Below are 22,105 nucleotides of genomic sequence, written 5' to 3' on the forward strand. Positions count from 1 at the left end.
AAATGTGTAAAACTTTGGTTTTCCACATACTGTGTGAAAAATATTAATGTGGAAACTTAAAATTTTGTGGAAAATAATTGCAATAAATTTTTTAAACCGCACCTTAAAATAATTAAACCGATTTTTGCCTCCCTTGTGTAAAGGGAGGTGGGTGCGTTTTATCGCACTCGGAAGGATTGTAACTATATTTTGTATATCATATACAAAATATATTTGGTGCTTTTCGTTTTTTGCTCAGGGGCGGTACCTTTGTACAGCTCCCGTTCGCAAGAAAAGAAATTTAAATAATTTCTTATCAATTATCTAATCTTTAAAATTTATTATTCCTTTACATTATTGATAATGTCGCTGACCTGATATTCAAGTGCAGAATCATTTTTCATCTTTTCTTCAAATTTTTCTACATTGTACATAACTGTTGAGTGGTCCTTGCCGAACTTTTCGCCGATTGCTTTAAAGCTCATATCGGTTACTTCACGGATGATGTAGAAGCACATTTTTCTTGCAATGGAAACATCACTTGTCTGCTTCTTGCTGTAAATATCCTCAACAGAAATTCCTGTTGTTCTGCTGACTTCCTCAACAATAATTTTGAGCACATCACCAATTGGGCGAACATCATTTTGAACCGCCTTGATTGCACTCTGTGCAAGCGAAATGGTTGGTGTTTGCTCGCTGAATTTGCAGATTGCCTGCAATCTTTTTGTAATTCCTTCAAGTTGACGAATATTTGTTTTGATGTTTTGTGCAATGTATTCAACAACATTGTCGTCCTCAATTTCAAAATCAAGAAGCTGTGCTTTTCTTTTGATTATGGCACATCTTGTTTCAAATTCAGGGGACTGAACATCTGCCAAAAGTCCGCTTTCAAATCTTGAGCAAAGACGCTCTGTGAGCGATTTGATTTCTTTTGGAGGACGGTCGGAGGTCAACACAATTTGTTTGCCGTTGTCTACAAGGCTGTTGAATGTGTGGAAGAATTCTTCTTCTGTCTGTGTTTTACCTGCGATGAACTGAACATCGTCAACCAAAAACAAATCAATGTTGTTTCTGTATTTGTTGTGGAATTCGTCAACTGTCTTTTTGCCAAGGCTCTCAATAAATTCGTTTGCAAAATTTTCCGCCTTGACATAAGTAATTCGCATTTCAGGATAATTTCGGCTGACCTCGTAGCTGATAGCGTTGAGAAGGTGGGTTTTACCCAAACCGCTCGAGCCGTAAATGAAAAGCGGATTGTAGTTGTAGTATTTTGCACCGTTGCTGATTTGACCGGCAGGGTCGGCTGCGATTGCTTTTGCCGCCGCATATGCAAATCTGTTGCTCGGGCCGACAATAAAATTGTCAAAGGTAAATGTTTCATTTTTAAAGTCTGCAAAACTGATTTCCGTTTTTTGCTTTTGACTCATTTCGTCCTCGGGGCAATAAAAATTGATTTTTACTTCAAATCCGCAAATAACCTCAAATGCTTCTTCAATCAATTTTCCGTATCTGCCAACAACCGTGTTTTTCTTAAACTCGTTGGCAAATTTCAGCGTTGCCTCGCTTCCGTTAAATTCAGTCATTTCTATCGGAGCAAACCACAAATTGTATGCCGTTTGGTTTGTTTGCTCTTTGCAATAAAGGAGAACATTTTGCCATAATTCTTGGTATGTATCCATAAATATAATAATCTCCGTTATGTAAAATTTGTTTTTATTAAATATTAAAAAGTATTTTGCCGAGTGGGCAACCTTGTCGGGCAACCTTAGTGTGTAACTTTGTTGGGACAAAAAAAAAGATTGAGGCAATAATACATAATCTATTATAGTAAAGAAAAGAGTTTAAGTCAATAAATATTTAAAATAAGATAATAATTATATACTTCTATAATATATATACTGTATAAGATGTATGAGCAAAACCAAACAAAAACGGCAGGGTCAACATCTTTCATTTTAGGTTGCAATTTGAATGTATTTATTTTATAATGAATTCAATATAAAATATAAGAAAGGCAGAATATGAAAATTTTTAAGCACCGTGGCGATATTTATATCAGCAAATCAAACGGTAAAAAGAGCAGAGAAGAGCATATTTTGCTTATTCTGCTTGTTGTAATTGTTATATTTACGGTTGCTTTTTTCGGCATATTGTCGCAGAAATATTCATCGGTCAAGGAATTTTTTGCAGGTGAAAATGTCACTGTCACCGAACAGGTCAATACTGTTGAAAAATTGCCGAAAATTTCGGGCAAAAGCAACTTTTTGATTATAGAAACCGATGATGAAGAATCGGTCATTCACTTTGCATTTTTGGTGCAGGCAGATAAAGATACTCAAAGCTACAAGGTCTGCTCGCTTTCACCGAACACCGATATTGACGGTCAATCTCTCTATGATTTGTATTCACTCGGCGGAGGAGCAACAATTCAAACAAAGTTGACTTCATATCTTGGAGTGAATATAGATTACTACGCTTCAATGAAAACGAATGACTTCATCGAATTTGTCAACAAACTCGGCACATATATTTATCCGTCAACCGATGTAATCAAATTCAGCAACGAAAATCCGGATGACAAGTATTCGGTTCGTATCGGCAAAGGCGAACAAAAGCTGTCAGGCTCCGAAACAGCCGATATTTTGCGTTATTATTCAAATGATATGGTGGATTATTCCAAAGCAAATCAAATTATCCTTTACGGGCTTACAGAACTGTTTAACGAGGAAAATTTTGAAAATGCCGAGGCAATATTCAGATTGTTTATCAACAGTTCAACCACAAACATCACGGTTCGTGATTTTCAGGATAATATCGACTCCCTTGAGGTCTTTTGCAAAAAAAACAGAGATATTGCGGTTTATTCGGCAAAAATCAAGTATTCGCAGTCGAATGTGCTCACTCCAAAATCCGTGCAGGAAATCAAGGGTTATTTCAGCAAGTAAATATTGTTTTACACAAAACTATAACGAGGAATTATTATGATTACAGAAGAAAACAAGCAAAAAATTATGAATGCCGTTCGTGACATTCTTGAAGCGGTGGGCGAGGATGTAAACCGTCCGGGACTTATCGAAACACCGAAAAGGGTGGCAAATATGTATGAGGAGATGTTTGCGGGACTTGACAGCGATGCAAAGCAACACCTCAAATTGTTTGATGAAAGGTCAAATGATGAGATGGTTATCGTGCGTGACATTCCGTTTTCGTCAATGTGCGAGCATCATTTGCTTCCGTTTGTCGGCAAGGCACATATTGCGTATATTCCGTCGGATAATAAGATTATCGGGCTTTCAAAATTTGCAAGAATAGTTGATAATTTTGCAAAAAGACCGCAGGTTCAGGAAAGATTGACCTCGGATATTGCCGACTTTTTGGAAGAAAATCTTTCGCCAAAGGGAGTTGCGGTCATCGTTGAAGCGGAGCACACATGTATGAACATCAGAGGTGCAAAGGCTTCAGGCTCGTCAACAATGACTTCCGCACTTCGTGGAATTATGAAAAAAGACGCACGCACAAGAGCAGAGGTTTTGTCCTTGCTTCAAAGATAAAATCAAATACAGCTCTCCTTGTTTTTTGGGGGAGCTGTCGCATTTTGTATATGAATGTTTTTGGCAGAAAGGCAAAGTTATGATTTGGAAATGTACAGACAAAAATATTGAATACGGCGACCGACCGCTTATTATGGGTATTGTGAATGTCACACCGGACAGTTTTTCGGACGGTGGCGACCATTTTTCGCCTGAATCGGCGATTGAATGTGCCCTCAAATTGGTTGAGGACGGCGCAGATATTTTGGATTTCGGCGCACAGAGCACCAGACCCGGCTATACAGAAAAAATTTCACCTCTTGAGGAATTGGACAGACTTGAGCCGGTTATTTCAAAAGTCAGGGCACAGACGGATGTGCCGATAAGCATTGACACCTATTTTCCTGTTGTTGCACTCAACACGCTTGAATGGGGTGCAAACATCATCAATGATGTCAGCGGTGTTGTCACAAAAGAAATGGCAAAAGTTGTGAAAAATAACCAAGCAGGTTGGATAATTATGCACAACGGAGCAGGCGGAGTTGACGAGGTCAACAAATTTTTCGTTGATTCTGCACAGCAGTGCGATGCACTCGGAATTGACAGGGCACAGATTTGCTTTGATATGGGAATCGGATTTGGCAAGGACAGATTGCAGGATTTGGCTCTCATTTCCCGTGTAAGCGACTATAAGGTTGAAGGTTACCCTCTGTTACTCGGAACAAGCAGAAAGCGTGTTATAGGCAAATACGGTGGCGAGAGCGTGGCTAAAAACCGTGATTACGGCAACATAGCAGCGGACACAGCGGGTGTTCTGGGCGGAGTTGATATAATTCGCCTGCACAATGTAAAAGCCGAAAAACAGGGTATAGATATGGCGTACGCAATCAAAAAAATGCAAAGTAAGGAATAATTATGGATAAGATTTCAATCAAGGGCTTAAAACTTTTTGCCTACCACGGAGTTAATCCGGAGGAAAAAGAAAACGGTCAAAATTTTGTTATAGATTTGGATTATTATGTAAACATTAACAAGGCTTGCCAGATGGATAGCCTTGACGACACGGTGAGCTATGCAAAGGTTGTCAAAACAATTCGCCGTGTGTTCACAGCGGAAAAATATGATTTAATCGAAAGAGCGGCACAGGTTATCGCAGATTCGGTGCTTGATGAATTTGAGGATATTTTCAAGGTGGAAGTTACTCTCAAAAAGCCTGAAGCACCAATCAGTGCGGATTTTGATTATGTTGCGGTTTCAATCACAAGAGAAAGGTAAAAAATTATGACTTATGTTCTTGCACTCGGCACAAATATCGGCAATCGCAAAGAAAATATCGACAATGCGGTTGAGTCGATAAATCTTGTGCCGAAAACTTCGGTTATCGCTTGTTCCTCGATTTACGAAACAGAGCCTGTCGGCTATGATGAGCAGGATGATTTTTACAATGCGGTTGTTCTTGTTGAAAGCGAGCTTGACCCTCACGAAATGCTCGGCGTGTGCCTCGGCATTGAGGCAGGATTTGGCAGAATAAGAGTGATTAAAGACGGTCCGAGAGTTTTGGATATTGACCTTATTTTTGCGGAAGATAAGGTTATAAACACCGAAAATCTTGTTTGTCCTCATCCTCGATATTCCGAGCGTAGATTTGTTCTTGAACCGCTTTTGGAGCTGTTCCCGAACGGCGAATTTTTTGGAAATAAATTCCTCAAATCAGCAGAAGAAATTGACGGTCAATTCGTCAGAATTGCAGACAAAATTGATATAAAATAAAAAAATTACCTCTGTTATTATTACAGTCAAAAGCACAAACTATTATTGCCGATATGGCAAAAACGCTGTAATGAAAACGGAGGTATTTTTATGAATGTCAAAACATCAAAAATAATGATGAAGTGCGTTGGCGCAACGCTTGCACTCTGCTCGGTGATGGCATTTGCAGGCAGTTGTTGCTCAAATTCCACTTCGTCATCAACAAAAAAATTTATGAAAAAAACGATGAACAAAATGTCGGACATTGCAGACACCGTTGCATCGTTTATGTAAAGTTTGCCTCCCCTTAAATGTAAGGGGAGGTGGATTTTTGCAAAGCAAAAAGACGGTGGGGTTTTTCTTCTTGACCACTCAGTCGCAAAGAATCATAGATTAATTCCTTTTAACCCCTCAGTCGCACATAAAGTGCGACAGCTCCCCTTTATAACATTAAAAGGGGAGCCTTGGTCGGTTTGAATGACTTATATTTGCCGACAGCTCCCCTAACTATTAGGGGAGCCGATATAGGTTTAAACTTATGCCTTGTTTACAGAACCGAAGAGTTCCATCTTTTCCTTAACTTTGTCGCAGATAGCCTGTGCGCCCGGAGCGAGGAGTTTACGAGGGTCAAAGCCCTTGCCTTCTAAGTCCTTACCTGCTTCGATGTAAGCACGGGTTGCTTCCTGGAATACAAGCTGGCATTCTGTGTTTACATTAATCTTTGAAACGCCGAGGTCGATAGCCTTCTTGATCATATCGTCAGGAATACCTGTACCGCCGTGAAGAACGAGTGGCATAGCGCCTGTCTTTTGCTGAACAGCGTCAAGAGTTTCAAATGAAAGACCTGCCCAGTTTGCAGGGTACTTACCGTGGATGTTGCCGATACCTGCAGCAAGCATATCAACTCCGAGGTCTGCAATCATCTTGCATTCGTTAGGGTCAGCACATTCGCCTGCACCGATAACGCCGTCTTCTTCACCGCCGATTGAACCAACTTCAGCTTCGATAGAAAGACCGAGGTTGTGAGCAACATTTACAAGCTCTGTTGTCTTTGCAACATTTTCCTCGATTGGATAGTGTGAACCGTCAAACATAATTGATGTGAAGCCTGCCTTGATGCACTTGTAGCAGCCTTCGTATGTGCCGTGGTCAAGATGAAGTGCAACAGGAACTGTGATACCGAGCTCTTCGTCCATAGCCTTTACCATAGCCGCAACGGTCTTAAATCCTGTCATATATTTGCCTGCACCCTCTGAAACACCCAAGATAACAGGGCTGTTGAGTTCTTGTGCAGTGAGAAGAATAGATTTTGTCCATTCAAGGTTGTTAATATTGAACTGACCTACTGCATAGTGGCCTTCTTTTGCTTTTTTAAGCATTTCTGTAGCGGAAACTAACATAATTTTACTCTCCTATATTGTTAAAATTTGAGTATTCCTACTCATTCGATTATAGTATAATACATTGATAAACAAATATCAACCTTTTTTTGAGGCGAACGCAGTTCGCCCGCTGTTATTCAATCTCCATAACGGATTTGAGTATCCATTTTGCACTTTGCTGAACCTCTCCGATTGTGATACCAAACGGTTTGCCGAGTGTTGCAAAAAGTGTTCCGTCAGGCTTGCCGTTTGTAACTCTGTCACCGCCCGGCATAAGCAGATTTACACCGCTTCTCACTCTGTATGCTTGGTCACGCATTTTTGGAAATTCAATGCTCTTTGACGGGTGCATCCACCAGTCGGTCATAACATTGCCCTCGTAGCCCCATTCGTTACGCAAAACGGTCACGCAGGTGTCGTAGTTGTAGTGACTCCACACGCCGTTGATTTTGTTGTATGAGGTCATAATATTTTTTGGTCGAGCCTCTTTTATGCAGATTTCAAAAGGTTTGAGGTAGATTTCACGCAATGCTCTTTCGCTGACTTGCGAATCGTTTGTTGTGCGTGCAAGTTCCTGATTGTTGCATGCAAAGTGCTTTGGGCAAGCCGAACCGCCGAGGGATTGAATACCTTTTACGCAGGCAGATCCCATCTTTCCGCTCAAATACGGGTCTTCCGAAAAATATTCAAAGTTTCGTCCGCACAGCGGATTTCTGTGGATATTCATACCCGGAGCAAGCAGTACATCACTGCCCTTTTCTTTCATTTCTCCGGCAAGGATTGTGTACATTTTTTCAACAAGTTCGGTGTTGAATGTGCACGCAAGAAGTGTGCCGATAGGAAGCAACGAACAGCACGAAGCAAGTCGAATTCCCGATGGTCCGTCTGTTGTGATAATCGGCTTAACGCCCTTGTTACGCAGACTTTCAAGAATACCGCCGTATGCTCCGGCGTTGCCTTTTGCACCGAGCGGAGAGTCCATTTTGTAGTCGCCTCTTGTGATTGCTTCAAGTTCAACATTGTCAAGCTGTGCCACAAATTCTTCAAGTGTTGCCTTGCCGTCTTTTACATCTTGGAGTTTAATTCCCTTGTCGCCGGTCTGCTCAATGTCGGCAGGGAGATTGTTGAGAATTCTTGTTGCAAGGTCGTATTTTTCCTTTGCAACCATTTTTGTGCTGAGGAAGTAATTGCCGTGCTTTTCTTCCGCACGCCAAACAAGAAAGTCCGATTTAGGCGCACAAACTTGCTTCAGTTGTTCCCAAACCTCGGTGTTTTCCTGATAATATGTAAACACCTTTTCGGCCTCACGTACATTTTTGCCGACATAAAAATCGTATTCGCCTTTTTGGGTAACATACGAACTTGCGTTGTTTGTTGAACCGCAGTCGTCATATGATGTCAGCTGATACATATCAACGCTCATAGTCAATTTTTGACTACCGTTTGGCTCGATGAGTTCGGTTTTTGCAAAGCCGACAAGCTCTCTTTTAGGGTTGCCGAGTTTTCCGCAAGGCTTGTTGAGATAAAGTTCAACGGTTTCTTTGCCGGCAAGGTCGCCCGTGTTTGTAACGGTAAATTCAAAATCAAAGCCGTTGTCAATAGCCTCTGCCTTGTCGCACTTGATGTCAAAATCCGTGTAGCTCAAACCGAAGCCGAACGGATAAAGCACTTTTTCTTTCGCAAAGCTTTCAAAATATCTGTAGCCTACAAAAATATCTTCGGTGTATTCGTTTGTTTTTTTGTTGCCAAACTGTGCCGATGACGGATAATCATAGTAGTTTCTTGCAATGGTGTCGGTCAATCTGCCACTTGGGTTAACATTTCCGCAAAGCAGGTCTGCAACAGCGTTTCCGCTTTCCATTCCGCCCTGCCAAACATAAATTACCGCACCGATTTTGTCGCCGTAATGCTTAACCCAGCTCATATCGATGATGTTGCCGACATTGAGCAGAACAACCACTTTTTCAAAATAAGATGTCACAAGATCGAGCATTTCAATTTCTTCATCGTGAAGAAAATAACTGCCGTTTGCAAGGTCGCAATCTCTGTCCTCGCCCGATGAACGACCGATTGTGACAACCGCCGTGTCGCTCTCCGCCCTTGCAGACGCAACAATTTCGTCAGTCAACGGCATTTCTTCGTATCGGAGTGGCCAGTGTGCCCAATATCCGTGAGATACAGGGTGTTTCTCTCGCCATTCCATATAAATGTTGTGCAGGGTGTAGTTGAGATTCAGCTTGTCGCAGTTCTCGATTCCCTGTGCAATGTCAATGTTGTACGGTCTGATTACATCTCCGCCGCTTCCGTAGCCAACAAAGAAGTAATCTTTGTATGTTCTGCCGAAAAGTGACACGGTTGTACCCTTTTTCAACGGCAAAACATTGTCATTTTTCAACAAAACCGCACCCTCTGCCGCCGCTTGACGGGCAAGCTCCGGCATACCTTTTGTTATTGTTTTTTCAACCTCAACATTTCCGTTTTCGTCTTGTGAAACAGAGGTAAATTTGGTCACGATTTTTCCGATTTTGTCGTTGAGTTTTTCTTTAAAGGTCATAGCATTTCTCCTTTGGATTATGCAGTTGTTGACGGTTTGTATTGGTCCTCAAACAGTTTCTCAAGGTGCTCGCTTGTTTTTGCAAGTCGCCTTTGCGAAACCAAAAATACTATTTCATCCCCGGCTTTCAGCACAATATCGCCGTTTGGCGTGATGCTGTCTTCGCCACGCTCAACCGTGATGATGAGAGCGTGCCTGCCCCAATCAATGTCCTTGATTTTTTTGTTTGCAAGGTCGCTTCCTGTCGGAATAACAAATGATTTGATGATTTTTTCTCTTTTGGCAATGTCTTTTTCTTTGATTTCTTCCGGAGTAGCCGAAAGTCTTGCAAGCAATGCTTCGTAAATCGGCTCACTGCCCAAAAGGTCGGATACCGCAAAGCTGATAAGTGCAACGGTTACGAGCGGAAGCAGGTTGTTCATATTTCCTGTCAACTCAAACACCAAAACAATACCTGTAATCGGGCTTTTGATGGTAGCCGAGAAAAATCCTGCCATACCTATAACGGCAAATTCCTGCCACAATTCGTTTGGAAGCCCTGAAATGTTGAGTGCAATCATACCAAATGACGCACCGAGATATGTACCCAAAATGCAAAGCGGATAAAGTGTACCGCCGGGTGCACCGCACGCAAAACAAATTGCGCCAAACAAAAATTTTGCAACAAGCAGGGTGAACATAACGCTAAAACCCGGTTTTTCGTTCATCAAAAACTCAACCATTGAGTGTCCGCCACAAAGCACCTGTGGGCAGATAAGACCGATAATTCCGCTGAAAACGAAAACAATCGGAAGTTTTACATTGTTCGGAATTTTTTTCAGTCCCTTGAAGCAGTCCTGAATTTTGAGCATAATTTTTGTATATCCGACGCCCGAAAGTCCAAGAATGATTCCGAGCAGAATAAGAATCCAATAATATTTGAGCGGAAAAGTAACGGTGCTGTAGTTGAAAATTGTGTTTTGACCGAAAAACATCTTTGACACGAAGTCGGCAACAACGGTCGAAACAATGCCCATGCAAAGAATGTTTTTGTCAAACGAGTGGTGAATTTCCTCCAGCACAAATATAATTCCTGCAAGCGGAGCGTTGAACGCAGCCGCCATACCGGCACCGGCACCGCAGGAAATCATACGAAGTTCGGTAGTTTTGTCTGCCTTTGTGATTTTTGCAACGCCCTTTGCCGCCATACCGCCAAGCTGAACGCTCGGACCTTCTCTGCCGAGTGAAAGACCTGCAAAGACCGATGCAGTACCGCCGATGAGTTTTGCAACGAGCACTCTCCACCAAGATGGCGACATTCTACCTTTTACTTCGCCCGTAACCTGCGGAATGCCCGAACCGCCGGCAGCAGGCTCCCATTTGATGATGTACGACACAAAAGTGCCAATCAGCCACAAAATGCCAAACCAAATTGCAATTTTCCACCAGCTACCGTGAACAAATGTTAAAACCTTGTTGAGTCCGTCCTCTGCTACGGACAACATATATCGGTACAGCACTGCAATCAAGCCGGCAACCAAGCCAACTTCAAGCCCTCTTATCACAAGAAAGAAGGCTTCGCTGTTTTTTGATTTAATTTTTCTAATCGTGTTTAACTTCTTTTGTTCTCTCATACCTATATTATATATTTTAGTGTTCTATATTTCAACAATAAAATGGAAATATCCGCCGACAGAAATTGTGTTGATTTAGCTTTGGTGTTTGTGTATAATAATATTAGAAAAAGAAAGGAGCGATTTTATGACAAAAACAGAAATAGAAAATCAAATCAGACAACTGCTTGTAAAATACAATGCGGAATATGCGCTCCTTTTCGGCTCATATGCAAGGGGCGAAGAAACCGAAAATTCGGATGTTGATGTTGTTGTTTTTGGTGGTGACGGATTTAAAAAATATAATATTTTTGCCTTTGCCGAAGATTTGCGACAACTCACGGGCAAGGATGTCGACGCATTTGAAATTTGCGAGATAGACAAATCCACACCGTTTTATGACAATGTTATTAAAGAAGGAATCAAGATTGCATGAAAAAGTCTGATACAGAAAGAATTAAAAAAATTGTTTCCACTTGGGATGCGTTGAAAAGACAGATTGACGAACATTCAATTACAAAAGAACAATTACTTGATGATGAGTTTTCGCAATGGGCGGTTACAACACCTCTTTATAATATAGGTGAGCAGGTGTACAAAATCAGTGATGAAACCAAAAAACAAAATCCTCAAATTATTTGGAGCGTTGTGTCGGGTTTGCGTCACCGCCTTGTTCACGATTATGAGGGCATAAATTGGAGTATCATCGTTGATGTGATTTTTAACGAGATGGAAGAGTTTGTGAACGATGTCAAAAAATTAATATAGGTTATTAAAAGAAAAATACCTCTCCGTTTGGAGAGGTAAATTTTTTGTTCATTAATCTCTGTAGATGATTGCTTCTCTTTCAGGGCCGTTTGAAACCATATTAATCTTATGGCCGAGCTCATTTTCAATAAAGAGAACATAGTCCTGTGCTTCTTTTGGAAGTTTGTTGAAGTCCTTGATGCCTCTGATATCGCAGTGCCAGCCCTTGAGTGTTTTGAAGACAGGCTTTGCCTTTTTGAGCACAGATGTTGTTGGGAAATCCTTTGTGATTTCGCCGTCAATATCGTAGCCAACACAAACCTTTATTTCTTCAAGATATGAGAGGCAGTCAAGAGCGGTCATAACAACCTGTGTTGCACCCTGACATTCAATGCCGTAGCGAGAAGCAACGCAGTCGAACCAACCAACTCTTCTCGGTCTGCCTGTTGTTGCGCCGAATTCGCCCTTGTCACCGCCGTGGATACGGAGTTCCTGAGCCTCGTCACCGAAAATTTCAGAAACAAATTCGCCTGCACCTACAGCAGATGAGTACGCCTTTGTTACAACAACGATGTCCTTAACCTCGTGAGGAGGAATGCCTGCACCTACACAGCCGTAGCCTGCAAGTGTTGATGATGAAGTAACCATTGGATAAATGCCGAAATCAGGGTCTTTGAGAGTGCCAAGCTGACCTTCAAGCAAGATGTTTTTGCCGTCTTTGAGTGCCTGTGCAATGTACTTGTGGGTGTCGCAAACATATGGTGCAATCTTTTCTCTGTACTCTACGCAGGTGTTGTAAAGTTCTTCTTCGTTGAGAAGCGGCTTGTGGTAAACATGCTCAAGAGTGAGGTTCTTGAGTGTGCAGATGTTTTTGAGCTTTGCCTTGAGAGTTTCGTCATCGAAAAGCTCGTTAACCTGAATACCGATTTTTGAATATTTGTCAGAGAAGAAAGGCGCAATACCGCTCTTTGTTGAACCAAATGCGTTTTTGCCGAGTCTTTCTTCCTCGTATGTGTCAAGTAAAATGTGATATGGCATAAGGATTTGTGCTCTGTCGCTTACAAGAAGCTTTGGATTAAGTCCTGCCTTTTTAATATCCTCAAGTTCAGAAATAAACTTGTTGATGTCAAGCGCAACACCGTTGCCGATGATGCAGGTTGTGTGGTCATAGCACACACCCGACGGCATCAAGTGAAGTGCAAATCTGCCGTGCTCGTTGATGATGGTGTGACCTGCGTTTGCACCACCCTGAAAGCGAATAACGATGTCGCTCTTTTCAGCGAACATATCTGTGATTTTACCCTTGCCTTCGTCGCCCCAGTTGGCGCCTACTATTGCTCGTACCATTTTTATTCTCCTTAGAATTTATATTAGGCGAACTCGGTTCGCCCCTATGGTTTTGATTTGTAGGGGAGAATATCATCCTCCCGCAAAATATTTTAGTGGTGGAAGAGGCGGATGCCTGTCATTGCCATTGCAATGCCGTACTTGTCGCAACATTCGATAACATTTTCATCTCTTACCGAACCACCCGGCTGTGCAATGTACTTAACGCCCGACTTAACGGCACGCTCGATATTGTCCTCAAACGGGAAGAACGCATCCGAGCCGAGAGCAACATTGTCCATCTTTTCGTGCCATGCGGCTTTTTCTTCTGCTGTAAACGGTTCAGGCTTAACGATAAAGTATCTCTGCCATACGCCGTCCTTGAGAAGTTCCTTATAATCATCAGAGATGTAGAGGTCAATGGCGTTGTCCGCATCACACTTTCTGATGCCGTCAATGAACGGAAGATTGAGAACTTTCTCGTTTCTTCTGAGCCAAAGCATATCTGCCTTTGAGCCTGCCATTCTTGTGCAGAGAATTCTGCTCTGCTGACCTGCGCCTACACCGAGGGTTTGACCGCCCTGTGCGTAAACAACAGAATTTGATTGAGTGTATTTGAGTGTAATCATAGAAATGAGCAAGTCGATTTTTGCGATTTCAGGAATTTCTTTAACCTTTGTCGGCATATCGTCAAACAAATCCATAGTGATTTTTGCATTGTTGCGCTTTTGCTCAAACTTAATGCCGAAAACCTGCTTTGTTTCCATCTCTTCAGGAACATAATCAGAGTCCATTTGGATGATGAGGAAGTTGCCTCTGCGCTTTGATTTGAGAAGCTCAAGTGCCTTTTCGCTGTATGACGGAGCAATGATACCGTCCGATACCTCTTTCATAAGGAACTGTGCAACGGATTCGTCACACTCGTCAGAAAGAGCAACAAAATCGCCGAATGATGATTGTCTGTCTGTGCTTCTTGCTCTGACATAAGCCTGTGCAATCGGAGAAAGCTCAAGACCGTCGGGAACCATACAAACCTTTCTGTCTGCTTCGTCAAGTGGCTGTGCAACTGCTGCGCCTGCCGGAGAAACATGCTTGAAGCTCGCAGCACTCGGAAGTCCTGTTGCTTCTTTTAATTCTCTGACAAGTTGCCACGAATTGAAGGCGTCAAGCAAATTGATGTAGCCTGCCGCACCGTTGAGAACGGTGAACGGAAGTTCTTTGCCGTCCATATGGATTCTTGCCGGATTTTGGTTTGGGTTACATCCGTATTTCAACTTATACTCTGTCATTACTACACTCCTATAATTTTAGATAGTTATTCTATAATAAAATTACCATAGGCTATTATTGTACAATATTTTGTTGCAGTTTTCAAGTGAGAATGATACAATATTTAAAACAATATGTAGAAAAGGGGCGAGACAATGCACGGCTTTTTGGTAGTTAATCACTATTTGCACGGCGGAAAGTACAACGAACTGCACGAGCATTTGTTGAAAACAGCCAAGGCAAAGGGCATAGATTTGGACATTGTGACCAACGAAAATGCGGTTTTTTTGGATGAAAAACCCGATTTTGTGCTTTTTTGGGACAAGGACACAATTCTTGCAAAAGCATTTGAAAACAGGGGCGTTCCTGTTTTTAATTCGTCACGCTCAATCGAAATTTGCGATGACAAGGCGAAAACCTATCTTGCCCTTGAAAATAAATTCAGCCAGCCAAAGACGATTATTGCACCGCTTTCGTTTTTTGCCGTGGATTATTCACGATTTGTGAATATGGCGGTGGAAAAACTCGGACTTCCCGTTGTTTTTAAGGAGCGTTGCGGTTCGTTCGGCGAGCAGGTGCATTTGTGCCAAACGGTTGATGAGGTGATGAAGCACATCAACGGCAAGCCGTTTCTTTTGCAGGAATATGTTGAGTGCAACAATTCGGACGCAAGGCTCGAAGTTGTGGGCGACAGGGTGGTTGCAAGTATGAAGCGAAGCAACAAAAACGACTTTCGCTCAAACATCACAAACGGCGGAGTTGCCGAGAAATACACCCCGACCGACAGCGAAATTGCCACGGCGGTTGCGGTGTGCAAAGAACTCGGTTTGACATTTGGCGGAGTTGACATTTTGCCAAACGGTGCGGTGTGCGAGGTCAATTCAAATGCCCATATAATCAACATTATGAACACAACGGGTGTGGATGTTGCACCGTTGATTTTTGATGAGATATCAGAGAGAATTAAGCAGATATGAAAACGATTTTGGTTTATTCGCCCGAGGAGGCAAAACGCAATTCCTTTGTGGTGAAAAAATTTCGGGAACAGCTTGGCGCAGAGCTTGTTGACCCGACGGCGAGGGTGCAGGCTGATGTTGTCATCAACCGAAGCAATGATTTCGGCGTTGCGAATTATTACAGCAAAATGGGCGCAAAAGTCTTTAACGGTGCGGAATTTTGCCGAATTGCAAACGATAAGGAAATGAGCTATCGTTTTATGGAAATGCGTGGAATTGAGATTATGCCGATAGGTTATTCCACTCCGCCTTTTGTGAAAAAACCGAAGAATTCCCACGGCGGAAACGGTGTTGTGATGTGCCACAGTGCAGAGGAATACGATGAAAATCAAGTGTGCCAAATGCCGGCGTCCGACCTCGGTCGAGATTTGCGAGTGTGGGTGCTCGGCGGAGAAATCGTCACCTCGATTTTGCGTGTGTCCGATACCGATTTTCGCTCAAATTATTGCCTCGGCGGTAGGGCGGAACTGTATGATTTGTCAACCGAAGAGCGAGCATTGGTGCAGAAAATCATTGATTATGCCACTCCTCTCGGCGCACATTATTATGGCATTGATTTTGTGTTCAATCACGGCAAGGCGGTGTTCAACGAGTTTGAGGACACCGTCGGCGCACGAATGGTCTACGACCTCACCGACATTGACATTATAGATAGGTATATAGAATATATAAAAAATAATATATAGTTAAAAAGGCTCCCCTAATGGTTAGGGGAGCCTTATTTGTGTTATATCAAAATTTTATGCTAACAAAAAATATCCCAGCACGCCATAAACTGTGGAGAGCATAACAAGGATGTTTGCAACGACACTTGTTTTGCCCTTGGCAATGCGAAAGACTATGCCGACAGCGGAAATTATCAGTCCGCACCAAGCAATGATGACCTCACGCATATAGTTTTCAGGCAGTGAGGTGGCGTTGATAAAGGTCACAAGCACATTGAGTGCAACTGCAAGCCAAAAGAATATTATGTGTACGGTTTCGTTGCCCTTTGGTTTGAACATAAATATTGATGTGATTACAAACGAAAAGACGATTGTAATCTCCAATATAAGCATTGGGCTGAGTGCTAAAGTAGGCATAGCTTCTCCTTTATTTCATAAATTTGTCAATCGCAGCATTGAGCTCGTCAATCATTTCGGTGTCGCCGTCCTCAACAGCGTGAACAATGCAGTGCTCCATATGGTCTTTCAGTATCACCTTGCCGGTGTTGTTGATTGCGGATTTGACCGCCGCTAACTGAATCAGCACATCACTGCAATCCTCGTCATCGTCAACCATTTGTTTGACCTTTTGCAGGTGTCCGATTGCACGGGCAAGACGGTTAGAAACCTCACGCCTGTGCTCCTCGGAATGATGATGGTGATGTCTGTGCTTTGAATCACTCATATTGTACCTACCGATTACTTAAAGTATTTTACACCGCTTTCAAAGAGAAGCATATCCTTTTCAAACGGAACATTTTTGTAGAGATTGTCGCCCTTACGCTCACAGTGACCCATCTTGCCGAGTACACGACCGTCAGGTGATGTGATGCCCTCAACCGCACAAACAGAGCCGTTAGGGTTAAACGGCATATCGGCAACAACTTCGCCGTCAAGGTTGACATATTGGGTTGCAACCTGACCGTTTTCAATGAGCTTCTTCATTACATCTTCGTTTGCAACAAATCTGCCTTCGCCGTGGCTGATAGGCACTGCAAACATATCGCCTGCGTTTACGCTTGAGAGCCAAGGTGACTTAACGCTTGTAACTCTTGTGTATGCCATAGAAGAAATGTGTCTGCCGATTGTGTTGAATGTAAGAGTCGGGTCGTCCTCGTTGATTGTCTTGATTTCGCCGTACGGAACAAGACCGAGCTTGATGAGTGCCTGGAAGCCGTTGCAGATACCGAGCATCAAACCGTCACGACAGTTGAGAAGTCTTTGAACAGCCTCGCTGATTTTTGGATTGCGGAATGTTGTTGCAATAAATTTGCCCGAACCTTCAGGCTCGTCACCGCCCGAGAAACCGCCCGGAAGCATAATGATTTGGCTTTTTTCGATTTCTTCAGCCATTTTGTCGATTGTTTCGTTGATGGCTGATGATGAAAGGTTGTTTACAACAAGAACGGAAACATCTGCACCTGCTTTTTCGAATGCACGGGCAGAGTCAACCTCGCAGTTTGTGCCCGGGAACGCAGGGATGAATACTCTCGGCTTTGCAACCTTGTTCTTTGCAACAAAGATAGAACGCTCCTTGTAAAGCGGCACATCTTCGTACATTTTTGCCTGCTTGCCCGAATCGGTTGGGAATACTTTTTCAAGTTTGCCTGCCCACGCTTCGATGAGGTCGTCACAGGTGTAAACAGTGCCATCAATGATGAACACGCTGTTGTCGTTTGTAGTACCCAAAACAACGCCGTCAAATGCGTTTTCGTCTGCAAGTTCAAGAACAAAGCTACCCTGAAGCGGTGCAAACAAATCCTTGCTGTCGAGGTTTTGAGCAAAGGTGAAGCCGGTCTTGTTGCCGAATGCCTTTCTGCAAACAGCACTTGCCGAGCCACCCTCTCTGACAACGCTTGCCGAAAGAACTGTGCCGTTCTTGATGCCTTCGGCAACGGCAATCATAAGGTCGAGAGCTTCTTTGTATTTTGGAAGTCCTGTTGTTTCGTCAACAGGAAGTTTAACGAGTTTAACTGTTGAGCCGTTCTGCTTGAACTGTGCAGATGCGGTTTCGCTTGCTTTTGAAATACCTACTGCAAATGAAACAAGGGTCGGAGGAACATCAAGGTCGTTGAAGCTACCGCTCATTGAGTCCTTACCGCCGATTGACGGGGTGTTGTAGCCGATTTGAGCAGAAAGTGCACCCAAAAGTGCCGCTGTCGGCTTGCCCCAACGCTTTGGCTCGTTGCCGAGTTTTTCAAAATATTCCTGGAATGTAAGTCTTGCGTCTTTTGGATTGCAACCTACTGCCGCAAGTTTTGCAAGTGATTCCGTAACGGCAAAAGCTGCCGAATGGAACGGTGACCAGCGTGAAATCTTTGGCACAAAGCCGTAAGACATAACTGTTGCCGTGTCTGTTTCGCCCTTGAGAAGCGGAATTTTTGCAACCATTGCTTCTTCGGGTGTGAGCTGATATTTGCCTGCATACGGCATAAGAACGGTGCTTGCACCGATTGATGCGTCAAATCTCTCAACAAGTCCCTTTTGGCTTGCAACTTCAAGTCTTGAAAGGTTAGCTTTGAGTGCCTCTGCGTTGCTCATATTTTGAAGTTCTGACGGAACTTCGTCACGGTATGAAACATTGTCAATGCCTGTGATTTCGACATTTGCGTGCTGAACAACACCGTTTGTGTTGAGGAAGTCACGGCTGAGGTCAACAATCTTGTCGCCTCTCCAAGTCATCTCAAGTCTGTTGTTGTCTGTAACCTTTGCAACGATTGTTGCTTCAAGGTTTTCTTCGTTAGAAAGTGCAATGAACTTTTCTGCGTCTGCCTTGTCAACAACAACCGCCATTCTTTCCTGTGATTCGGAGATGGCAAGTTCTGTGCCGTCAAGACCCTCATATTTCTTTGGAACAGCGTCAAGGTCAATTTGCAAGCCGTCTGCAAGTTCGCCGATAGCAACGCAAACACCGCCTGCACCGAAGTCGTTGCAACGCTTAATCATCTTTGATACTTCGCTGTTGCGGAACAAACGCTGAATTTTTCTTTCCGTAGGCGGATTACCCTTTTGAACTTCCGCACCGCAGGTTTCGATTGATGAGCTGTCGTGTGCCTTTGATGAACCTGTTGCACCGCCGCAGCCGTCACGACCTGTGCGACCGCCGAGAAGAATGATTACATCCTCGTTTTGCGGAACTTCACGGATAACATTTTCTTTTGGTGATGCGCCGATAACCGCACCGATTTCCATACGCTTTGCAACATAGCCCTCGTCATAAAGTTCTGTTACCTGACCTGTTGCAAGACCGATTTGGTTGCCGTATGATGAATAACCCTGTGCCGCACCTGTGGTGATTTTTGCCTGTGGAAGTTTTGCATCAAGAGTTTTTTCAAACGGTGTGGTCGGGTCGCCCGCACCTGTAACTCTCATTGCCTGATAAACATATGCTCTGCCTGAAAGCGGGTCACGGATTGCACCGCCGAGGCAGGTTGCCGCACCACCGAACGGTTCAATTTCTGTCGGGTGGTTGTGTGTTTCGTTTTTGAACTGAACAAGCCACGGCTCTTTTTTGCCGTCAATTTCAACATCAACATTAATGGAGCAAGCGTTGATTTCCTCGCTTTCGTCAAGGTTGGTGACAATGCCTCTCTTTTTGAGCACCTTTGTGCCGAGGCAAGCCATATCCATAAGGCAAACAATCTTGTCTTTTCTGTCGCCGTAAACTTCTTTGCGAAGCTCAAAATATTGCTCAAGAGCTTCTTCGATAGCCTTTGAATATTTGCCCTCGTCAATCTTGATTTCGTCAAGCTGGGTGGCAAATGTTGTGTGACGGCAGTGGTCGGACCAGTATGTATCAATAACCTTAAGTTCAGTGAGTGACGGGTCACGGTTTTCGTCATTCTTGAAGTAATCACGAACCCAGCACAAATCCGCAATGCTCATTGCAAAGCCCATTGATGCGTGGTATTTTGCAATTTCTTCATCGGTCATATTGATGAAACCGTTGATTCGAACAATATCAGCCGGAACATCACTCTTGATGTCGAGTGTTTCAGGCTTGTCCATAGATGCAAGTCTTGATTCAACAGGGTTGATTACATATGCCTTGATTTTGTCGAATTCAGCGTCTGTGATGTCGCCCTTAACTGCGATAACCTTTGCTGAAGTAACGGTTGGACGCTCACCTACTGTGAGGAGCTGAATGCACTGTGCCGCACTGTCGGCTCTTTGGTCGTATTGACCCGGGAGATATTCGGTTGCAAACACTCTCCATTCAGGTGAAAATGTCATTTCCTCATAATAAACATCATCAAGGTTAGCTTCGCTGAAAACGCCCTTAACGGCTGCTTTGAAGCTCTCCTCCGACAAACCCTCTGCATCGTATCTGTTGATGATGCGCACCTCTTCAAGTCCGGTTATGCCAACATTGTTTTTGAGGTCGTTCAACATATGAACAGCCTCGATGTCGTTACCTTTTTTCTTCTCTGCGAATACTCGATAAACTTTACTCATAAACTTGCTCCTATAATTATAATTTTTATGATTAAATATTTTAACATATAATATCCCTCATTACAACGGTTTTTTGCAAATAGTCCTAATTAATATCAAATTTATAATTTATAATTAAAAAATTGTGAACATTGTTTCTTTTTTGTCATAGGTGTGGTATAATCAAAATATAGTTTAAGTACTATGATTATTTACAACGGAGTGTATCCATTTATAATGTTAGACAATACTGATGAACTCGCATTTGAGGTTGAATTTCTCTCTTGCGTTGTTGATAAAAAGAAGGACTTTGAGGTTGTTGATGCAGACAGTCATTTTTGCGAATTTGTCGGCATTCACTATTCTAAGATTAAGCAGGGCAAGTTGTCGTTACTCGATATTCTTGTTCCGCAGGACAGAGAAGATGTGATGACCAAGATTTGCAAGAAGGATTCGCCTTATGTGTATTTTGACTTGTACCTCAAGGATAATTCCTCTAAGTATAATTTTGTTCACGCAACTGCCAAGAATAACGAGGATAGTTCGCTGTGTCAAATCACCTTTGCCGATGTTGGCAAGTCTGAAAAAAAGAGCAAGCAACTTCGTGAAAAAGCAAAAACAATGAACCATCTCATTGATTTTGTTACGGGTGGTGTTTGCTTGTTCAAGGTCAATTCCGATATGCACTTTGAAGTGCTTTATGCCAACGAGGCGTGTTGCAAATTTTTCGGCACAACCAAGCAGACTGTTTCGAGGGACAGTTACCGAATCAGCGACCTTGTTCACCCCGATGACAAGAGCCGTGCCCTCACCGCAATCGGCGGAGCAATGGCAACAAAGAAACCGATTGATATGGAGCTTCGCATAACCACTCACAAAGATGAATATAAGTGGGTCAAGTTAAATTCGGATATTCAACGCTATGACAAAAAGGACAACTGCCCGATTTTTCACGCTATGCTTACGGATATAACCGAACTTAAAGCCGCAGAAAAAGAGGCTGAGGAGCAAAAAGAAATGCTGCTCAAAGTGCTTAAAAATGTGCCGGGACCTATGTTTTCAACACCGTTTGACGATCCGTTCAGGCTCACTGTTGCAAGCAGTGATTTCCTAAAATTGATTGGCTATTCAAGGACGGAATTGTTCGAGGAATATGACGGTGATTTGACAAAATTGATTGTTCCCCGTGAGGTGGAAGTTGCCCGTCACGCAATCGAATCCGATATGGAAAATGACAAAAAAGTTTTGCGTGCAACCTACTCGCTTCGCACCAAAGGCGGCAAGCAGTTGATTGTTCTCGACAGGCGAAAAGTCGTTGAACTTGATTCGGGCAAAAAGTCGCTTATCGGTATGATCAGCGACATAACATCCAAAAATTTGGATATGTATTTTGAGTCATAATCAGACTGTCGATAAAACTCCTGAACCACGCCAATAAATTAACCGCTTAATGCCTCCCTTGTGTAAAGGGTGCGGGTCTCCTGTGGAGACCTCTGCATTTTAATGCAGAAGCACCGACCGAACCGGTAGGTGAGACGGTGGCAACACGAAGTGTTGACGGTGGGGTTTTAAAAATGCTGTAAGTATCGAACTTACAGCATTTTTGGCGTTTTCCGTTTTTTGCAAACAAGCAAATATAAGGCTTCCAAAAAATCTGTAGATTTTTTGGAAAGAGGAAAAACATATGTAGTATATTTACAAAACTTTGTTTTGTTCTATACGGAATATGTTTTGACGAGGTACAGCTAAGTTCGCAAAAAACGGAATTCAGAACCTTTCTCAACAGCCTGAACTGTGTTGATATTCTTTTAAAATTTATACAA

Annotated in this window: 20 protein-coding genes; 11 read left to right on the forward strand and 9 right to left on the reverse strand. The window is 42.9% G+C overall.

The features are described from left to right. Positions 1–320 precede the first annotated feature (320 nt). Positions 321–1,658 carry a chromosomal replication initiator protein DnaA gene (gene dnaA, locus B5D29_RS05800; protein ID WP_078768641.1) on the reverse strand — a complete coding sequence of 446 codons (1,338 nt, stop codon included), beginning with the start codon at positions 1,656–1,658 and terminating at the stop codon, positions 321–323. Between the two features lie 342 nt (positions 1,659–2,000). Here dnaA and B5D29_RS05805 point away from each other — a divergent pair, with 342 nt between their 5' ends. The 6 genes from B5D29_RS05805 (at position 2,001) to B5D29_RS05830 (ending at position 5,552) form a co-directional block, all read left to right on the forward strand. Then, positions 2,001–2,924, forward strand: coding sequence for an LCP family glycopolymer transferase (locus tag B5D29_RS05805; protein WP_078768642.1), 924 nt, complete (start codon positions 2,001–2,003; stop codon positions 2,922–2,924). A gap of 36 nt (positions 2,925–2,960) precedes the next feature. Next, positions 2,961–3,530 carry a GTP cyclohydrolase I FolE gene (folE, locus tag B5D29_RS05810; protein ID WP_078768643.1) on the forward strand — a complete coding sequence of 190 codons (570 nt, stop codon included), beginning with the start codon at positions 2,961–2,963 and terminating at the stop codon, positions 3,528–3,530. Positions 3,531–3,609: 79 nt separating this feature from the next. Beyond that, entirely contained in the window at positions 3,610–4,422 is an 813-nt protein-coding gene (gene folP / locus B5D29_RS05815) for a dihydropteroate synthase (RefSeq protein WP_078768644.1), read from the forward strand. A gap of 2 nt (positions 4,423–4,424) precedes the next feature. After that, positions 4,425–4,784, forward strand: coding sequence for a dihydroneopterin aldolase (folB, locus tag B5D29_RS05820; protein WP_078768645.1), 360 nt, complete (start codon positions 4,425–4,427; stop codon positions 4,782–4,784). 6 nt (positions 4,785–4,790) lie between these two features. Then, positions 4,791–5,279: a 2-amino-4-hydroxy-6-hydroxymethyldihydropteridine diphosphokinase gene (gene folK / locus B5D29_RS05825; RefSeq protein WP_078768646.1), complete on the forward strand. Its 489-nt coding sequence runs from the start codon at positions 4,791–4,793 to the stop codon at positions 5,277–5,279. Between the two features lie 90 nt (positions 5,280–5,369). Beyond that, entirely contained in the window at positions 5,370–5,552 is a 183-nt protein-coding gene (locus tag B5D29_RS05830; protein ID WP_078768647.1) for a hypothetical protein, read from the forward strand. A gap of 242 nt (positions 5,553–5,794) precedes the next feature. On the opposite strand, the gene fba is transcribed toward B5D29_RS05830, so the two are convergent. The 3 genes from fba to B5D29_RS05845 all read right to left on the reverse strand — a co-directional run bounded on the left by fba (position 5,795) and on the right by B5D29_RS05845 (position 10,807). Further along, positions 5,795–6,658 (reverse strand): class II fructose-1,6-bisphosphate aldolase, encoded by an 864-nt coding sequence (gene fba, locus B5D29_RS05835; RefSeq protein ID WP_078768648.1) that lies wholly within the window; start codon positions 6,656–6,658, stop codon positions 5,795–5,797. A gap of 115 nt (positions 6,659–6,773) precedes the next feature. Beyond that, positions 6,774–9,194 carry a glycoside hydrolase family 3 protein gene (locus B5D29_RS05840; protein WP_078768649.1) on the reverse strand — a complete coding sequence of 807 codons (2,421 nt, stop codon included), beginning with the start codon at positions 9,192–9,194 and terminating at the stop codon, positions 6,774–6,776. 17 nt (positions 9,195–9,211) lie between these two features. Next, positions 9,212–10,807 carry a ClC family H(+)/Cl(-) exchange transporter gene (locus tag B5D29_RS05845; protein WP_078768650.1) on the reverse strand — a complete coding sequence of 532 codons (1,596 nt, stop codon included), beginning with the start codon at positions 10,805–10,807 and terminating at the stop codon, positions 9,212–9,214. Positions 10,808–10,934: 127 nt separating this feature from the next. On the opposite strand from B5D29_RS05845, the gene B5D29_RS05850 reads away from it, so the two are divergent. Together B5D29_RS05850 and B5D29_RS05855 are read left to right on the forward strand one after the other, a co-directional pair. Further along, positions 10,935–11,222, forward strand: coding sequence for a nucleotidyltransferase family protein (locus B5D29_RS05850; protein WP_078768651.1), 288 nt, complete (start codon positions 10,935–10,937; stop codon positions 11,220–11,222). Next, a complete protein-coding gene (locus tag B5D29_RS05855; RefSeq protein WP_078768652.1) occupies positions 11,219–11,554 on the forward strand; it encodes a HepT-like ribonuclease domain-containing protein in 336 nt (111 codons plus the stop codon). The genes B5D29_RS05850 and B5D29_RS05855 overlap by 4 nt, the downstream gene beginning before the upstream one ends. Positions 11,555–11,605: 51 nt before the next feature. Here B5D29_RS05855 and B5D29_RS05860 read toward each other — a convergent pair whose 3' ends face one another. Both B5D29_RS05860 and B5D29_RS05865 read right to left on the reverse strand, forming a co-directional pair. After that, positions 11,606–12,880 carry an adenylosuccinate synthase gene (locus tag B5D29_RS05860; RefSeq protein WP_078768653.1) on the reverse strand — a complete coding sequence of 425 codons (1,275 nt, stop codon included), beginning with the start codon at positions 12,878–12,880 and terminating at the stop codon, positions 11,606–11,608. 92 nt (positions 12,881–12,972) lie between these two features. After that, positions 12,973–14,148 carry a phosphoribosylaminoimidazolecarboxamide formyltransferase gene (locus B5D29_RS05865; RefSeq protein WP_078768654.1) on the reverse strand — a complete coding sequence of 392 codons (1,176 nt, stop codon included), beginning with the start codon at positions 14,146–14,148 and terminating at the stop codon, positions 12,973–12,975. A gap of 135 nt (positions 14,149–14,283) precedes the next feature. Here B5D29_RS05865 and B5D29_RS05870 point away from each other — a divergent pair, with 135 nt between their 5' ends. Continuing rightward, complete coding sequence (locus tag B5D29_RS05870; RefSeq protein WP_078768655.1) at positions 14,284–15,105, forward strand: RimK family alpha-L-glutamate ligase; 822 nt, start codon at positions 14,284–14,286, stop codon at positions 15,103–15,105. Next, positions 15,102–15,830: an ATP-grasp domain-containing protein gene (locus B5D29_RS05875; protein WP_078768656.1), complete on the forward strand. Its 729-nt coding sequence runs from the start codon at positions 15,102–15,104 to the stop codon at positions 15,828–15,830. Before B5D29_RS05870 ends, B5D29_RS05875 begins: the two co-directional genes overlap by 4 nt. 54 nt (positions 15,831–15,884) lie before the next feature. Here B5D29_RS05875 and B5D29_RS05880 read toward each other — a convergent pair whose 3' ends face one another. From B5D29_RS05880 to B5D29_RS05890, 3 genes are read right to left on the reverse strand one after another with little or no spacing between them, the layout of a single operon-like run. Next, on the reverse strand, positions 15,885–16,226 hold the full coding sequence (locus B5D29_RS05880; RefSeq protein ID WP_078768657.1) for a hypothetical protein: 342 nt from the start codon (positions 16,224–16,226) through the stop codon (positions 15,885–15,887). Positions 16,227–16,236: 10 nt separating this feature from the next. Continuing rightward, positions 16,237–16,533: a metal-sensing transcriptional repressor gene (locus B5D29_RS05885; protein WP_078768658.1), complete on the reverse strand. Its 297-nt coding sequence runs from the start codon at positions 16,531–16,533 to the stop codon at positions 16,237–16,239. A 14-nt stretch (positions 16,534–16,547) separates the two neighbouring features. Then, positions 16,548–20,303, reverse strand: a complete 3,756-nt coding sequence (locus tag B5D29_RS05890) for a phosphoribosylformylglycinamidine synthase (RefSeq protein ID WP_078768659.1) — start codon at positions 20,301–20,303, stop codon at positions 16,548–16,550. A 216-nt stretch (positions 20,304–20,519) separates the two neighbouring features. On the opposite strand from B5D29_RS05890, the gene B5D29_RS05895 reads away from it, so the two are divergent. Continuing rightward, on the forward strand, positions 20,520–21,683 hold the full coding sequence (locus B5D29_RS05895; protein ID WP_159443413.1) for a PAS domain-containing protein: 1,164 nt from the start codon (positions 20,520–20,522) through the stop codon (positions 21,681–21,683). Positions 21,684–22,105: the final 422 nt, after the last annotated feature.

It is taken from the genome of Eubacterium coprostanoligenes (assembly GCF_900167205.1).
Taxonomy (GTDB): domain Bacteria; phylum Bacillota; class Clostridia; order Oscillospirales; family Acutalibacteraceae; genus Eubacterium_R; species Eubacterium_R coprostanoligenes.

Excerpts from the sequence above, each read along its gene's own strand:
- dnaA (WP_078768641.1), bottom strand. The coding sequence starts at position 1,658 with ATGGATACATACCAAGAATTATGGCAAAATGTTCTCCTTTATTGCAAA.
- B5D29_RS05805 (WP_078768642.1), top strand. The coding sequence starts at position 2,001 with ATGAAAATTTTTAAGCACCGTGGCGATATTTATATCAGCAAATCAAAC.
- folE (WP_078768643.1), top strand. The coding sequence starts at position 2,961 with ATGATTACAGAAGAAAACAAGCAAAAAATTATGAATGCCGTTCGTGAC.
- folP (WP_078768644.1), top strand. The coding sequence starts at position 3,610 with ATGATTTGGAAATGTACAGACAAAAATATTGAATACGGCGACCGACCG.
- folB (WP_078768645.1), top strand. The coding sequence starts at position 4,425 with ATGGATAAGATTTCAATCAAGGGCTTAAAACTTTTTGCCTACCACGGA.
- folK (WP_078768646.1), top strand. The coding sequence starts at position 4,791 with ATGACTTATGTTCTTGCACTCGGCACAAATATCGGCAATCGCAAAGAA.
- B5D29_RS05830 (WP_078768647.1), top strand. The coding sequence starts at position 5,370 with ATGAATGTCAAAACATCAAAAATAATGATGAAGTGCGTTGGCGCAACG.
- fba (WP_078768648.1), bottom strand. The coding sequence starts at position 6,658 with ATGTTAGTTTCCGCTACAGAAATGCTTAAAAAAGCAAAAGAAGGCCAC.
- B5D29_RS05840 (WP_078768649.1), bottom strand. The coding sequence starts at position 9,194 with ATGACCTTTAAAGAAAAACTCAACGACAAAATCGGAAAAATCGTGACC.
- B5D29_RS05845 (WP_078768650.1), bottom strand. The coding sequence starts at position 10,807 with ATGAGAGAACAAAAGAAGTTAAACACGATTAGAAAAATTAAATCAAAA.
- B5D29_RS05850 (WP_078768651.1), top strand. The coding sequence starts at position 10,935 with ATGACAAAAACAGAAATAGAAAATCAAATCAGACAACTGCTTGTAAAA.
- B5D29_RS05855 (WP_078768652.1), top strand. The coding sequence starts at position 11,219 with ATGAAAAAGTCTGATACAGAAAGAATTAAAAAAATTGTTTCCACTTGG.
- B5D29_RS05860 (WP_078768653.1), bottom strand. The coding sequence starts at position 12,880 with ATGGTACGAGCAATAGTAGGCGCCAACTGGGGCGACGAAGGCAAGGGT.
- B5D29_RS05865 (WP_078768654.1), bottom strand. The coding sequence starts at position 14,148 with ATGACAGAGTATAAGTTGAAATACGGATGTAACCCAAACCAAAATCCG.
- B5D29_RS05870 (WP_078768655.1), top strand. The coding sequence starts at position 14,284 with ATGCACGGCTTTTTGGTAGTTAATCACTATTTGCACGGCGGAAAGTAC.
- B5D29_RS05875 (WP_078768656.1), top strand. The coding sequence starts at position 15,102 with ATGAAAACGATTTTGGTTTATTCGCCCGAGGAGGCAAAACGCAATTCC.
- B5D29_RS05880 (WP_078768657.1), bottom strand. The coding sequence starts at position 16,226 with ATGCCTACTTTAGCACTCAGCCCAATGCTTATATTGGAGATTACAATC.
- B5D29_RS05885 (WP_078768658.1), bottom strand. The coding sequence starts at position 16,533 with ATGAGTGATTCAAAGCACAGACATCACCATCATCATTCCGAGGAGCAC.
- B5D29_RS05890 (WP_078768659.1), bottom strand. The coding sequence starts at position 20,303 with ATGAGTAAAGTTTATCGAGTATTCGCAGAGAAGAAAAAAGGTAACGAC.
- B5D29_RS05895 (WP_159443413.1), top strand. The coding sequence starts at position 20,520 with ATGTTAGACAATACTGATGAACTCGCATTTGAGGTTGAATTTCTCTCT.